This is a genomic window from Kosakonia sp. 1610 (assembly GCF_050435845.1).
GTDB lineage: Bacteria > Pseudomonadota > Gammaproteobacteria > Enterobacterales > Enterobacteriaceae > Kosakonia > Kosakonia cowanii.
Window position 1 is genome coordinate 218,097 of sequence record NZ_JBNDKZ010000004.1, and the last position, 14,738, is coordinate 232,834.

Annotated in this window: 3 protein-coding genes; all 3 read left to right on the top strand. The window is 59.9% G+C overall.

All coding sequences use genetic code 11. The annotated features are described in order from the left end of the window. Positions 1 to 24 precede the first annotated feature (24 nt). Positions 25 to 13,407: an amino acid adenylation domain-containing protein gene (locus ABIC80_RS14135; protein WP_429177643.1), complete on the top strand. Its 13,383-nt coding sequence runs from the start codon at positions 25 to 27 to the stop codon at positions 13,405 to 13,407. 69 nt (positions 13,408 to 13,476) lie between these two features. Beyond that, a complete protein-coding gene (locus ABIC80_RS14140; protein WP_429177555.1) occupies positions 13,477 to 14,190 on the top strand; it encodes a 4'-phosphopantetheinyl transferase family protein in 714 nt (237 codons plus the stop codon). Positions 14,191 to 14,513: 323 nt separating this feature from the next. Continuing rightward, entirely contained in the window at positions 14,514 to 14,714 is a 201-nt protein-coding gene (locus ABIC80_RS14145) for an MbtH family protein (RefSeq protein ID WP_429177557.1), read from the top strand. The last annotated feature ends 24 nt before the right edge of the window (positions 14,715 to 14,738 follow it).

A 14,738-nucleotide genomic window follows, 5' to 3' on the forward strand; every position in this document is an offset into this window, starting at 1 on the left:
TTTTATATGTCCGCACCAGAAGACATGGATTATTTCGCTTTAACGTCGGCTCAGATGGGCATGTGGTTAGCGAATGAAGTCGCACTGAATCAAGCAAATAATAATATTAGTGAGTATTTAATTATTGATGGCGCAATTAACCCATCACTATTTAAAGACGCTATAAAACTAATGATTGTTGAAACGGATGCCATGCATAGCCGTTTTTTTCATGAAAATAACGACGTCAGGCAATCATTGACGCCGGTTAATGATTATGAAGCAGGCTTTTATGATTTCAGTATGATGGATGACCCGTGGGCAACCGCCATTGAATATATGACGGCGCAGACAAACAGAGCCTATTCGCTCTCTGAAAAGCATCTGTTTACCTTTTTCCTGATTAAGATTGCCGAAAACAAACATCTCTATTATCAGTGCAGCCATCACATTCTTACCGACGGTTTTGGCGCCGCGCTGCTCCTCAGCCGCGTCATTGAGATCTACAACTGCTTAATCGCCGGCGAGCCGGTCTCCCCCTCACCTTACGGCAGCTTTAAAACATTGATGGCCGACGATGTCGCGTATCGCCACTCAAAGCGTTTCGCGCGCGACAGAGATTACTGGGTATCGCGCTTTAGCGATCTGCCGGAGCCGGTGAGTCTCGCCGGGCGCGCCGCCCCCTGCGACCAGCTAATCCGCCAGCGCATCCCGCTGGAAAAACCGTTTCATGACGCCATCATGCAGCGGGCAAGCGGCTCCGGCTTTACGCTGCCGCAGCTGCTCACCGCCCTGAGCGCGATCTATCTCTACCGCATTACCGGTAATGAAGATTTAGTGATTGGCTTTCCAATGGCGGCGCGCGTTGGGCGAGCGCAGCGCAGCATTCCTGGCTTAATGTCGAATATCATGCCGCTGCGCTTAAACTTATCGCCAGCGCTGACTCTCAACGACGTGATGGCGCAGGCAATGAAAGAGATGATCTCCTCGTTGCGCCATCAGCAATACCGCCATGAAGATCTGCTTCGCGAGCTTAACGTCACGCGCCCGCTGTTTAACACGGCGATTAACGTTGAACTCTTCGGCGAAAGCCTGGCGCTGACAGGGGCGGAAACCTTTTCCGTGAATCTCTCCAACGGCCCGGTGGAAGATTTGAGCATCTTCTTCTTCGGCTATGGCGGTGAGCGCACCATCGTGCTGGGCTTCGATGCCAACAGCGCGCTCTATAGCGATCAACAGCTGCTTGCCCATTATGAAAGAATGACGGCGCTATTCAGTGAACTGATTGCTAACCCTGAGATGGCCATCGGCGTCCCCGCGTTACTGAGCGCCAGTGAGCAGCAGCAGATTGCCCTGCTGAATGATAAAACCGCAGCGCCGACACCTTCCCTTACGCTTGCGGAGTGCTTTGAAAAACAGGTTCAGCGTACACCCGATGCTCCGGCCATCTTCTACGAGGAGAGCGTGCTGAGCTATGGGCAGCTAAATAGCCTGGTGAACCAAATGAGCCACTATTTACGCCAGCAGGGGGTACGGCCGGGCGACATTGTCGGGCTGCTGCTGCCGCGCACGGATAATCTGGTGATCGCTATGCTGGCGATCATGAAAGCCGGTGCGGTCTATATGCCATTAGATCCCGATCATCCCGCTGAACGGATAAAACATATTCTCGCCACCGCCGCGCCGACCTGCCTGTTAACCACCTCCGGGACGTCGCATCTGGTTGCACAATTCCCGCAATATCAAATAGATGATAACGCCATTATTGCTGGCATTATCTCGCAGCCAGAAACCGACCCTGTGACAACCCCCGCCCAGCGGCAGCAGGCAGCGTATGTGCTCTTCACATCCGGCTCGACCGGCGCGCCAAAAGGGGTGCTGATCCCCCATCATGCATTGGCCAATTTTATGCTGGCGATGCAGCAACATGTTCAGCTCTCGGCGGAGCATCGTTTAATGGCCGTCACCACGGTCGGGTTTGATATTGCCGCGCTGGAGCTTTTCCTGCCGCTGCTCAACGGCGCAGCGGTGGTGATCGCTACACGCGATGCGGCGCGCGACCCGCATCTGCTGGCAAATGAAATCCATCGCTGGAACATCACCCATTTGCAGGGTACGCCAGCGTTGTGGCAGGGCCTGGTCAGCTATCAACCGCAGGCGCTGGCAGGTCTCACCGCGCTGGTGGGCGGTGACGCGCTGGCAGCCAATCTGGCCGAACAGATGGTGACGCTGGCATCGCGAGTCATTCAGGTTTACGGGCCAACGGAAACGACGATCTGGTCAACCCTGCGCGAGCTGACCGCCGATCGCGTGGCTCCTTCCATCATTGGTCTGCCGATCAACAACACCCAGGTTTATATCCTCGACAGCGCGCTACAACCGGTTCCGGTTGGCCAGGCAGGTGAGCTCTATATCGCTGGCGACGGCCTGGCGTTTGGCTACCTGAAACGCGCCGATCTCACCAGCGAGCGCTTTGTCGCTAACCCCTTTGGCCCTGAAGGGTCGCGCATGTACCGCACCGGGGATATCGCCTTCTGGGAGCAGGATATGCAGATCGGCTTCCTCGGGCGCGCGGACAACCAGGTGAAGATCCGCGGTTACCGCATTGAGCTCGGCGATATCGAAAACGCGCTGCTGGGATCAAAGGCGATCAAGCAGGCGCTGGTGCTCGCGCATGATGAAAAAGCCTCCGGGCAAAAACGGCTGGTAGCTTACGTGGTGCCGCACGATGGCGCGCATTGTTCGCCCGACACGCTGCGCGCCGACTTAGGCAAACAGCTGCCGGATTATATGGTGCCGTCAGTGATGATGGTGCTGGAGCAGTTCCCCCTCACGGCGAATGGCAAAATTGACCGCCGCGCCCTGCCCGTACCTGCTTTCACCGCGCCCGCCCGCGTGCTGCCCTCCACGCCGCAGCAGGAAAAACTGTGCCAGCTCTTTGCCGAGTGCCTGGACAGCGCGTTACCGGGAATCGATGACAACTTCTTCAGCCTTGGCGGCCATTCGCTGCTGGCGCTGAAACTGCTGAGCCGCATCCGCGAAGCGTTCAACAGTGAGATCTCGCTGAAGGCGATCTTCGACGCGCCAACCGTCGCCGAGCTGAGCAGGCTGATTGAGGCCGGAAGCGGCGCGCCCGTGCGCCCTGCGCTGGTGGCGCAACCGCGCCCCGCCCTGCTGCCGATGTCGTTTGCCCAGCAGCGCCTGTGGCTACAGGAGCAGATCGCGCCGGGCAGCGCCTACAATATGCCGCTCGCCATCAGGCTTACCGGTAAACTGGATGCCGCAATGCTGACGCAGGCGCTGGCGGATGTTATCGCCCGCCATGAGAGCCTGCGTACGCGCTTAACCCAGCAGGACGATACCCCTTGCCAGCAGGTGCTGACGCCGCAAGAGGCGGCATTTACCCTGCAACAACAGACCGTTGCGCCAGACGATCTGAACGCCCAGCTGATGCAGCACAGCGCGCATATTTTTGCCCTCGATCGCGAGCTGCCGATCAAAGGCTGGCTCTATCAACTTGCGCCCGAGCAGCATGTTCTGCTGCTGGTGATCCACCACACCGCAGGCGACGGCGGCTCCCTCTTCCCGCTATTGCAGGATCTGAGCCTCTGCTGGCAGGCGCGCCAGGCAGGCCACGCCCCCGATCTTGCGCCGCTTGCGGTGCAGTATGCGGATTACGCCCTCTGGCAACGCGCGCTGCTCAGTGAAGAGCAGGATGAGAACGCCCTCTTCGCCAGGCAAATGGCCTACTGGCGCAATCAGCTACAGGGGCTGCCGGAAGAGATTACGCTGGCAGGCGATCGCCCCCGTCCGGCGCGCGCCAGCTATTCGGGCGATCGCGTCGCCTTTACGCTGCCGGATGATGTCTTTGCAAAGCTTGCAGCGCTGAGCGCACAAACGGGTGCCAGCCTCTTTATGCTGCTGCACGCAGGCCTGGTGGCGCTGCTGCACCGCATGGGCGCGGGCGACGACATTGCCATCGGTACGCCGATCTATGGCCGTACCGATATCGCGCAGATCCCGATGATTGGCTACTTCGCCAACACCGCGGTGCTGCGTACCCAGGCCTCCGGCAACCCGGAATTACGCACGCTCATTGAGCTGGCGCGCAGTGCAGTGCTGGAGGCCAATGAACACCAGGATCTCCCCTTCGAGCGCCTTGTCGAAGCCCTGGCACCAGACCGCTCGCTGGCAAAACATCCGCTTTTCCAGGTGATGCTGGCGGTCGATACGCCGTGGCCGCAGGCTGTCAGCTTCGAAGGGTTACAGCTTGAACAGCTTGAATTGCCCACCAGCAGCGCGAAATTTGATCTGCTGTTTAATTTCAACATTGATGAGCAGCACGGGCGCGTAAGCGGGTATATCGAATACGCCACCGATCTCTATAACGCGCGCACCATCGAGGGCGTTGCCGAACGCGTAGTCCACGTAATTGAGACACTGGTGAGCGCGCCGACTACCCGCGTTGGCGAGCTAGCGCTATTAACCTCTGCCCAGCGCGAAACGCTGCTCAGCGGCTGGAATGCCACCCGTGTCGCGCTGCCTGAGGTGCGTTTAGCCGCGCTGTTTGAACAGCAGGTGCTGCGCACGCCGGACGCCATTGCCGTTAAGCAAGGCAGCAAAACGGTGACCTACAGCCAGCTAAACCAGGCGGCGAACCGTCTGGCGCACCGGCTGATAGCCCTGAACGGCGGGAAGACCTTCTGCGCCGGGCTGCTGATGCAGCACTCCATTGATGAAGTGATTGCCACACTTGCGGTGATCAAAGCGGGCGGCGCTTACCTGCCGCTGCGCCCGCGCGACCCCCTTGAGCGCCAGCAGATGATGCTGGATGACGCAGGTGCCACGCTGCTTATCGCCGACGCGGGTCTGCCGTTACCGGATGCCGCGCATATCATTCACCCGGCCGACGACGCGCAGCAGGCCGGAACAGAGACCAACCCGGCAGTAGCCAGTGCGGCGCAGAGCCTGGCCTACATCATGTACACCTCCGGCTCGACCGGTAAACCAAAGGGGATTGCCGTCAACCAGCAGAGTGTAGCGGCGCTTGCCCTCGACCGCCGCTGGTCGGCGGAGGATCATCAGCGCGTCTTGCTGCACTCCCCGTCAGCCTTTGATGCCTCCACCTATGAACTGTGGGTGCCGCTGCTGTGCGGCGGTCAGCTGATTGTCGCCCCAGCCGGTGAGCTGGATATCGATGCGCTGGCACAGATCGTCATGGCGGAAAACGTGACCGCGCTGTGGCTCACCGCCGGTCTCTTCCGCCTGATGGCCGAGGAGCATGCCAGCGCGCTGAAAGCGGTGCGGCTGCTGATTGCCGGGGGTGATGTGCTGCCGGTGGCGGCGATCAGAAAGGTCATGACGCACTGCCCTGAACTGAAGATGATGAACGGCTACGGCCCGACAGAAACCACTACCTTTACCACCACGCACCTGATGCCGGGCATCCCGACGGAGACGACGGTGCCCATCGGCGCGCCGATCGATAACATGCAGACCTACGTGCTGGATGGCTATCTCAATCCTGTGCCGGTCGGCGTTCCCGGCGAGTTGTATATCGCCGGTCTCGGACTGGCGCGCGGCTACCAGAACCAGCCGGTGCTGACGGCAACGCACTTTGTCGCCAACCCCTTCGCGCAGCCCGGCGAGCGCATGTACCGCTCCGGGGACTGGGCGCGCTGGCGTGAAGATGGCGTGCTCGAATACCTCAGCCGCGGCGATCAGCAGGTGAAAATTCGCGGCTTCCGTATTGAGCTGGCGGAAGTGGAAACCGCGCTGCAACAGCAGCCTGCCGTAGCGCAGGCGCTGGCCTGCATCGTCGAGCCAAACGCAGGCAATAAGCAGATTGTCGCCTATGTTATCCCGCGCAAAGCGGTGGACTTCGATGCGGAACAGCTGCGCGCGGCGCTGAGCGCGCAGTTGCCGGACTTTATGGTGCCGGCGATGATTATCCCGCTGGAGACCTTCCCGCTAAACGCCAACGGCAAAGTGGATATGCGCGCCCTGCCCGCGCCGCACTTTACCGCCGCGCAGCATCGTGGCGCACGCAATGAGCGGGAGAGCATGCTCTGCGCACTCTTCGCCGAAGTGCTCGGCCTGGATGACATCGGCATTGATGACAACTTCTTTGCCCTCGGCGGCCACTCGCTGCTGGCGTCGCGTCTGGTCAGCAAAGTGCGCCGCGAAATGCGTGTTGATCCTGCGATCCGCGATCTCTTTGAAGCGCCGACGGTGGCGCAGTTCGCCGAGCGTTTGCACGCCGCCGCGCCTTCGCGTTTGCTGCTACAGGCGCGTGAAAAACCGGCCCGTCTGCCGCTTTCCGCCGCGCAGCGTCGGCTGTGGATGATCGATCGTATCGAGGGGCAAACCGCCACCTACAATATGCCGCTGACGCTGGAGCTTACGGGCGAAGTAAATGTAGCGGCGCTGGCGGCGGCACTTAACGATGTGAAGCTGCGCCACGAAACGCTGCGCACGCGCTTTTTACAGCAGCCCGACGGCAGCGTTTATCAGCACGTTACCGGGGATGAGGAGGCAGCCTGCACTCTGATAACCGAACACGTTGCGTCTGACGATCTGCAAAGCCGGATGCTGAGCGCCGCGCAATACACCTTCGATTTAGCCGGGGAAGATCCCTGCCGCGCGTGGCTCTTTACCGTCAATCAAGAGCGCCATCTGCTGCTGTTTTTAATGCACCATATCGCCAGCGATGGCAGTTCGCTCTCTCCGCTCCTGCATGATCTCGCCGCGGCCTATAACGCCCGCGCGCAGGGCCAGGCTCCGGCCTTCACGCCGCTTACGGTGAACTATGGCGATTATGCCCTGTGGCAGAACGACTGGCTGGGCGAGCTCAACGCCGCTGAAAGCCTGGCGGGCCGCCAGCTCGCCTGGTGGCGCAACACCCTCGCCGATCTCCCTGACGAGCTGAAGTTGCCTCTCGACCGTCCGCGCCCGGCGCGCGCAAGCTACCAGGGCAAGCAGTGTCGCTTTACCATCGATGAATCGCTGCACGCGCGCCTGCTTGAGGTGGCGAAAGGGCACAACGCCAGTCTGTTTATGGTGTTGCAGGCGGCGCTGGCGGTGCTGCTGCACCGCATGGGCGCAGGTGACGACATTCCCGTCGGTACCGCCATTGCCGGGCGCAGCGATGAGGCGCTCGAACCGCTGGTTGGCTTCTTTATCAACACGCTGGTGATGCGTGCCACCATTGACGACAACCTCACCTTCAGCGCCCTGCTGGAGAAGGTTCGCGACTATGCGCTGCAAGCCTACGAACACCAGGATCTTCCCTTTGATAACCTGGTCGAAGCGCTAAATCCTGAGCGTTCGCTGGCGCGCCACCCTCTCTTCCAGGTGATGCTGGTACTGCAAAATATGGCCTACAGCGAAGCGCGCTTTGACCATCTGCAAACCAGAGTTGCCACACCGCTGCTGCCGGTGGCGAAGTTCGATCTGACCTTTAATATCGAAGAGACGCCCACGGCGCTTAACGGCATTCTCGAATACGCCACCGATCTGTTTGACGATGCCACCGCCGAAGCGCTGGCCGAGCGTTTCGTGCTGGTTCTGAACGCCGTGATGGCAGAGCCGCAGCGGCGCGTCGGCAGCGTTCCGCTGCTGCTGGCGGAGGAGTGCCAGGCTGCCGTGCAAGCTTGCACCGCTTTTAACCAGTGGGCTCACGCCACGCTGCATCAGGTTTTCGAACAGCGGGTGCGTGAAACACCGCAGGCAACGGCGCTGAGCCTCGGCGATAAGACGATGAGCTACGGCGAACTGAACCAGCGTGCCAACCAGCTGGCACGCTATCTGGTAAGCCGCGGTATCGGCACGGAAGATAGCGTCGCGCTGGCGCTGCCGCGCACCATGGAGACACTGGTGGCGCTGCTCGCCATCGTCAAAGCGGGCGCCGCCTACCTGCCGCTGGATGTGCATAACCCGGCGGATCGTCTGGCCTACATTGTTGACGACGCCAGACCGGCGCTGATTATCACCCTCGCGGAGTATGCCGGTACGCTAAGCAGCACGCTGCCCGAACTGCTGCTCGATACGCCGCAGTGCCAGCAGCAGCTTGCAGGGCTGAGCGCCGACGATCTCAGTGACAATGAGCGCCTGCGCCCGGTCACCCCGGAGAGCCTGGCGTACATCATCTACACCTCCGGCTCCACCGGTAAACCGAAAGGGGTGATGATCCACCACAGCAATGTGCTGCGCCTCTTTGCGGCCACCGAGGGCTGGTTTAACTTTGCCCGCACCGACATCTGGACGCTGTTCCACTCCTGCTCCTTCGACTTCTCCGTCTGGGAGATCTGGGGCCCGCTGCTCTACGGCGGCGAACTGGTGGTGGTGCCGTTTATCGTCAGCCGCGATCCGCAGGCCTTTTTGCAACTGCTGAGCGACAAACGGGTCACCATCCTCAACCAGACGCCTTCCGCCTTCTATCAGCTGATTGAAGCGGAAAACGCCGCTGCGCCAGCAAGCTACCCATTAGCGCTGCGCAAAGTGGTGTTTGGCGGTGAAGCGCTCGATTTGAGCCAGCTTGAGCGCTGGTATCAGCGCCATGATGACGCTGCGCCGGAGCTGATTAACATGTACGGCATCACCGAAACCACCGTTCATGTGAGCTATCAGCCGCTGACGGCGGAGGGGGCGCGCAACGCCTCCGGTAGCCTGATTGGCGTGGCGATCCCGGATCTGCATATCCATCTGTTAGACAATGCGCTGCAACCTGTTCCGCCAGGCGTAGAGGGGGAGATGTATATCAGCGGCGCAGGCCTCGCGCGCGGCTACCTGAACCGCGTGGCGCTAAGCAGCGAACGCTTTGTTGCTGACCCGTATGGCGAGCCAGGCACGCGCATGTACCGCTCCGGTGATGTGGCGATCCGCACCCGCAAAGGCGAGCTGAACTACTTAGGCCGCGCCGATCAGCAGGTGAAACTGCGCGGGTTCCGCATTGAGCTGGGCGAGATTGCCGCCGCGCTGGCGAGCTATCCGCAGGTGACCCAGGCCGAGGTGATCCTGCAAAACGATAACCCCGGCAACCCGCAGCTGGTGGGCTATATCATCAGTGACGGCTCCAGCCCTGTCGACATGACGGCGCTGCGCCATCATGCAGCGGATAAACTGCCGGAATATATGGTGCCAGCGGCCATTGTGCAGATGGAGAAATTCCCGCTGACCATTAACGGCAAGCTGGATAAGCGCGCACTGCCGAAACCAAGCATGATGCAGAGCGCAACCCGGCGTCAGCCGCGCAATGCGCAGGAGGAGATGTTAGCGGGCCTCTTCGCTGAGGTGTTGCAGTTGGAGGCGCCGGGCATTGATGACAACTTCTTTATGCTCGGCGGCCATTCGCTGTTAGCGATGCGTCTGATAAGCCGCATCAGCAGCGAGCTGGGCAAAAATGTGCCCATCCGTACGCTGTTTGATTACCCCACCGTGGCGCAGCTCGCCAGCCAGCTGGCGCAGGCGGATATCGCCCCGAAAGTGGCGCTGACCCCGCAGCCGCGCGGCGAGTATCTGCCGCTCTCCTTTGCCCAGCAGCGCATGTGGTTATTGAAGAACCTCGACGATAACCACGCGGCCTATAATATGCCGCTCGCCGTGCGCTTCAGCGGGCCGCTGAATGAAGCGGCGCTGGGCCAGGCACTGCGTGATGTGGTGGCGCGCCATGAAGTGTTGCGCACCCTCTACCCCCTCCATCAGGAGCAGCCTTACCAGCATATCCTCGCCGCTGATTCGGTCGAGATGACGCTGGCGGTGAAGTCGGTGAGTGAGGAAGCGCTCGCTGGCGCGCTGGATGAGGCGTCAGGCTACGCCTTTGACCTGGCGCGGGAAATTCCGCTGCGCTGTACGCTGTTCCGCTTGCCGCAGACCCACGAACAGGTGTTGCTGATTGTCATTCACCATATCGCCTGCGATGGCGGCTCGCTGGCACCGCTGTTCCACGATATCTCCTGCGCTTACAACGCGCGCTGCCAGCAGCAGGTGCCGACGTGGACGCCGCTTACGGTGCAGTACGCCGACTATGCGCTCTGGCAGCGCAGCCTGCTCGGCGAAATCGAGGAGAACACGCCGCTCTGCGCCCAGCAGATCGCCTTCTGGCGCAGCGCGCTAGCAGACGCGCCTGAAGAGATGCTGCTGCCCGTTGACCGTCCGCACCCGGCGTCACCGAGCTATGTGGGCGAGCGGGTCCATTTCCCGATCGACGAGGCGCTCTATCAGCGGATTAAAACCCTGACGCAACAGGAAGGGGTAACGCCCTTTATGCTGTTACAGGCGACCGCCGCTGTCCTCTTTAGCCGCATGGGCGCGGGCGATGATATTACGCTTGGTACCGCCGCAGCAGGACGCTCGGATGAAGCCATCGGCGATCTGGTGGGCTTTTTCGTCAATACGCTGGTGCTGCGCGTCGATCTGGCGGCAAATCCCAGCTTCCGTGCCGCGCTTGCCAGCGTTCGTGAGTATATGCTCTCTGCGTATGTTAACCAGGATGTGCCGTTCGACTGGGTGGTCAAAGCATTGAATCCGGGGCGCTCCTCCGCCAGACATCCCCTCTTCCAGGTGATGATGGTGCTGCAAAACAACGCCAATACGCCGCCGCAACTGGTGGATGTGCAGGCCGCTCACCAGCCGGTCGGTCTGGTGACGACCAAGTTTGATCTGCTGTTTAACTTTGACGAGATTAGCGGCGAAAATGGCGAAGTCTGCGCGCTGGATGCACAAATTGACTTCCCGGTGGAGCTGTTCGATCGCTCAACTGTTACCGCGCTGGCGGGTTACTTTGTGCAGCTGTTGCAGGCGGCGGTCGCCTCGCCGGATCGGCCAGTGAAAAACCTGTCGTTACTGAGCGGCGAACAGCGTAACGCGCTTATTCATATCGGCAATGACACCTTTGTGGATACACCGCCGGCCACATTAGCGCAGGAGTTTGCCTGCCAGGTGGCGAAAACGCCGCACCACATCGCCATCAGCTGTGGCGACGAGCAGTTGACCTACCAGGAGCTGGATGCGCGCGCCAATGCTTTAGCGCACACCCTGCAACAGCAGGGCGTGAAAGCAGAACAGGGCGTGGCGTTACTGCTGGAGCGTTCTCTCTCGCTGGTGATTGGCGTGCTCGCCGTGGTGAAAGCGGGCGGCTTCTATGTGCCGCTGCGCACCAGCGATCCGTTTGAGCGCTGGCAGCATATTACCCATACGCTGGATGTGCGCATCGCGGTGGTGGATGAGCAGCACAGCGCGACGCCTCTGCCGGAGGGTATTGCCGTGCTGACGGTCAATAATGCCCATACGCAAGAAGAGGCGCCGACTATCGCGACGCCGCTCAAGCCTGACCATATCGCTTACGTGATGTTTACCTCCGGCTCCACCGGTCAACCGAAAGGGATTGCCATTACCCAGGATAACGTCGTTGCGCTGGCGCGCGATCGCCGCTGGCAGGGGGAGCATCATCAGCGCATTCTGCTGCACTCGCCGTATGCCTTTGATGCCTCAACCTATGAGATCTGGGCGGCGCTGCTCAACGGCCACCAGGCGGTGATTGTGCCGGGGGAAGCGCTGGATCTGCCGGTGATCACCTCGACAATTACCGATCGCAACGTCACCGCGGTGTTTTTAACCTCCGGGCTGTTCCGCCTGATTGCCGAAGAGGCGTGGCAGTGCCTGGCGGGGGTCAGCAAGGTCTATACCGGCGGGGAGAAGATCTCCCCAAGCGCGGTACAGTCCGTGCGCGAGCACTTGCCGGATCTTGAGCTGATGAACATCTACGGCCCGACAGAGACGACGACTTACGCCACGGATTACCCGATTACCCAGGCGGATGCGCCCTATCTGGATGTGCCGATCGGCTACGCAATGGATAACACCTGCTTATATGTGCTGGATGAGTACTTACAACCGCAGCCGGAGGGCGTTGCAGGCGAGCTTTACATCGCCGGACGCGGGCTGGCGCGCGGCTACGTGAACCATCCGGGGCTTAGCGCGGCACACTTTGTCGCCGACCCTTACGGGCCTGCGGGAAGCCGTATGTACCGCACCGGCGATAGAGTTAAACGCCGCCGTGACGGCGCCATCAGCTTTGTCAGCCGTGGCGATCAGCAGGTGAAAATTCGCGGCTTCCGAATCGAGCCAGGTGAAATCGAGATCGTGCTGAAGCAGCATGAGGCCGTGCAGCAGGTGGCGGTTATTCCGCTTGAAGATGCGGCGGGCCATAAACAGCTGGTCGCCTATGTGGTGGCGAGCGATCCGCTCCAGGCATTGCCTGAAGCGTTGCAACAGTTTGCCCGTGAACGTCTCCCGGACTTTATGGTGCCTGCTGCGGTGGTGCTGCTGGAGGCGCTGCCGCTCAACGCCAACGGTAAACTGGCGATTAAGTCGCTGCCGAAGCCTGACTTCAGCACCCAGGCCGGGCGTCAACCGCAAAGCGAGCGGGAGATCTGGCTGGCGGAGAAATTCAGCACGCTGCTCAAGGTTGAGAACGTCAGCATCGACAGCAGCTTCTTCGCCATGGGCGGCCACTCTCTGCTGGCGGCGCGCCTGATTACGCAGATTGACCGCGAATTGCAGGTGAAGCTGACCATCCGCGATCTGTTTGAATCGCCAACGGTCGCGATGCTGGCGCAGCGGCTGGAGAGTAACCGCCGCAGCAGCATGCTGGATGTGATGCTGCCGCTGCAACCGCTGGGCGATAAAGCCGCGCTGTTCTGCCTGCCTCCCGGCGGTGGCCTGAGCTGGTCATACTCCGGGCTTATTGGCTATCTCGGCGAGCAGCAGCCGATCTACGGTCTGCAGGCGAGCAGGATCAGCACCGGCGAGGCAGCGGCATCGGTAGAGGCGCTGGCGAAAACCTATCTGGCGGAGATCTATAACGTCCAGCCAGAAGGCCCTTATGCTCTCCTCGGCTGGTCTTTCGGCTGCCATCTGGCCCATGAGGTCGCCACGCTGCTACAAAAAGAGGGGCATCAGGTCAGCACGCTGGTGCTGCTGGATGGCTATCCGCTCGGGGAGCGTTATCTTGAGACGATAATGAGCGATGAAGAGGGGCTGAAGGTGCTGTTCGAAGCGCTGGTAGGTGCCGTGCCGGATGACCAGGCGCTCTTCTCTGTTGAGGGGCTGCGGCGTGAGTTGCAGGTGATGGAACACCCTCTCGCGGACGTGGAGCCGGTGATTTTCGAGCGTATCTTTGCTGAGCTTCGTGATGCGCCGCTGCTGCTGGCCGCTACGACACCGGGATGCTATCGCGGTGATATGCTCTTCTTCAAAGCGACGCAGCGTGATGCCGGGGAAGAGGATTTCGATCCTCAGCTCTGGGCAAACTATGTTGATGGCAATATCATCGTCCACCCTGTGCCGGGCACCCATAACGGTATGTTCAGCCCGGAGGCGTTGAAAAGCATCGGCCCGGTGATTCAGCGCTGGCTTGAGAGCCACTGAGCGGATTGAACGTTATGTTGATAAAACCGCCGTAATGGCGGTTTTTTTTACCTGTTGAGAGTGAGCAATATGTTAACTCCATTGACCCATCACGCACGGCCGCCTTTTATCTCCCATCTTGAGATGGGCACGATAGCGGCCATACCGGGGCTCGCCTACTGCCAGCTCTGTTTTGATCGCCACGTCTGGCAGGACGAGCTGTTTGACCACTGCGCGATCCCGTTTCCCGCGCGCCTGCACGCGGCGGGCGTGAAGCGCCGGGCAGAGTACCTGGCGGCGCGCTACGGCGCAAAGCTGCTGCTTGCGCACCACGGCTGCGACGCCAGCGTTGGCTCGGCGGCGGATCGCTCCCCCATCTGGCCTGCGGGCTGGTGCGGCAGCCTTTCCCATACCCATGACCGGGCGATAGCCGTTATCGCGCCCAGCGGCGCAGGCCTGACGCCGGGCGTGGATATTGAGATGCTGGCACCAGAGACCATGCGCGAAACCGCCGATATGTTCACCTCGGCGCAGGAGCAGGCGCTGCTCGCGGACTGCCCGCTGCCTTATGAGAGTGCGCTACTGATCGCCTTCTCCGCCAAAGAGAGCCTGTTCAAAGCCCTCTACCCCGAAGTGCGGCGCTTTTTTGACTTTGATGCCGCGCGGGTTTGCCAGATTGATACGGCATCGCAGCGCATCACCCTTGAACTGACGCAACCTCTGACGACAGAGAGAGCGCCGGGAAGCCGGCTGACGGGTTACTACACGCTTGCAGAGGATCACCTCATCACGCTTATTGCCTGAGGAGTAAACACCGCCTTGCCTCTGCTTCGTTAACACAGCAGAGGCGGCCAATAACCGCTGACCACACGCCGCGTTACCTCTCCTATTTCTTCTGTTTTCGACTGCTATTAATTCACCACCATTAAATATCAATCACCAAAATATTATTCACCGACACTTTTAAAATCCTAACCATTTATAAACACGCATAAATAAAAATATTTGCAAATAGCCTAAACTCGGCATTCAAATTCTTAAAATCGCAAAATTAAAACTATCTTCATTGCGTTAAAAGAGAAGTTTCTATAGAAAAACAAGCCTGCCCCTATGAACAGGAAAAAAAGATGAGTAACCCCTTCGAAAACGAGAATCTTATATTCATCGTATTAGTGAATCAGGAGAATCAACACTCGTTATGGCCAGAGTTTATTCCGGTGCCTGATGGCTGGGAGCCGGTATGTGGGCCAGCAAGCCGGTCTGAATGCCTGCACTACATTGAGGAGAACTGGCAGGATATCAAGCCGAAAAGCCTGCAAAACATGTAGTTGTATCAATTACTCTTTTCCCCC

Bases quoted from the DNA above. Each gene is read 5' to 3' on its own strand.
- ABIC80_RS14140 (WP_429177555.1), top strand. From the start codon at position 13,477: ATGTTAACTCCATTGACCCATCACGCACGGCCGCCTTTTATCTCCCAT.
- ABIC80_RS14145 (WP_429177557.1), top strand. From the start codon at position 14,514: ATGAGTAACCCCTTCGAAAACGAGAATCTTATATTCATCGTATTAGTG.
- ABIC80_RS14135 (WP_429177643.1), top strand. From the start codon at position 25: ATGGATTATTTCGCTTTAACGTCGGCTCAGATGGGCATGTGGTTAGCG.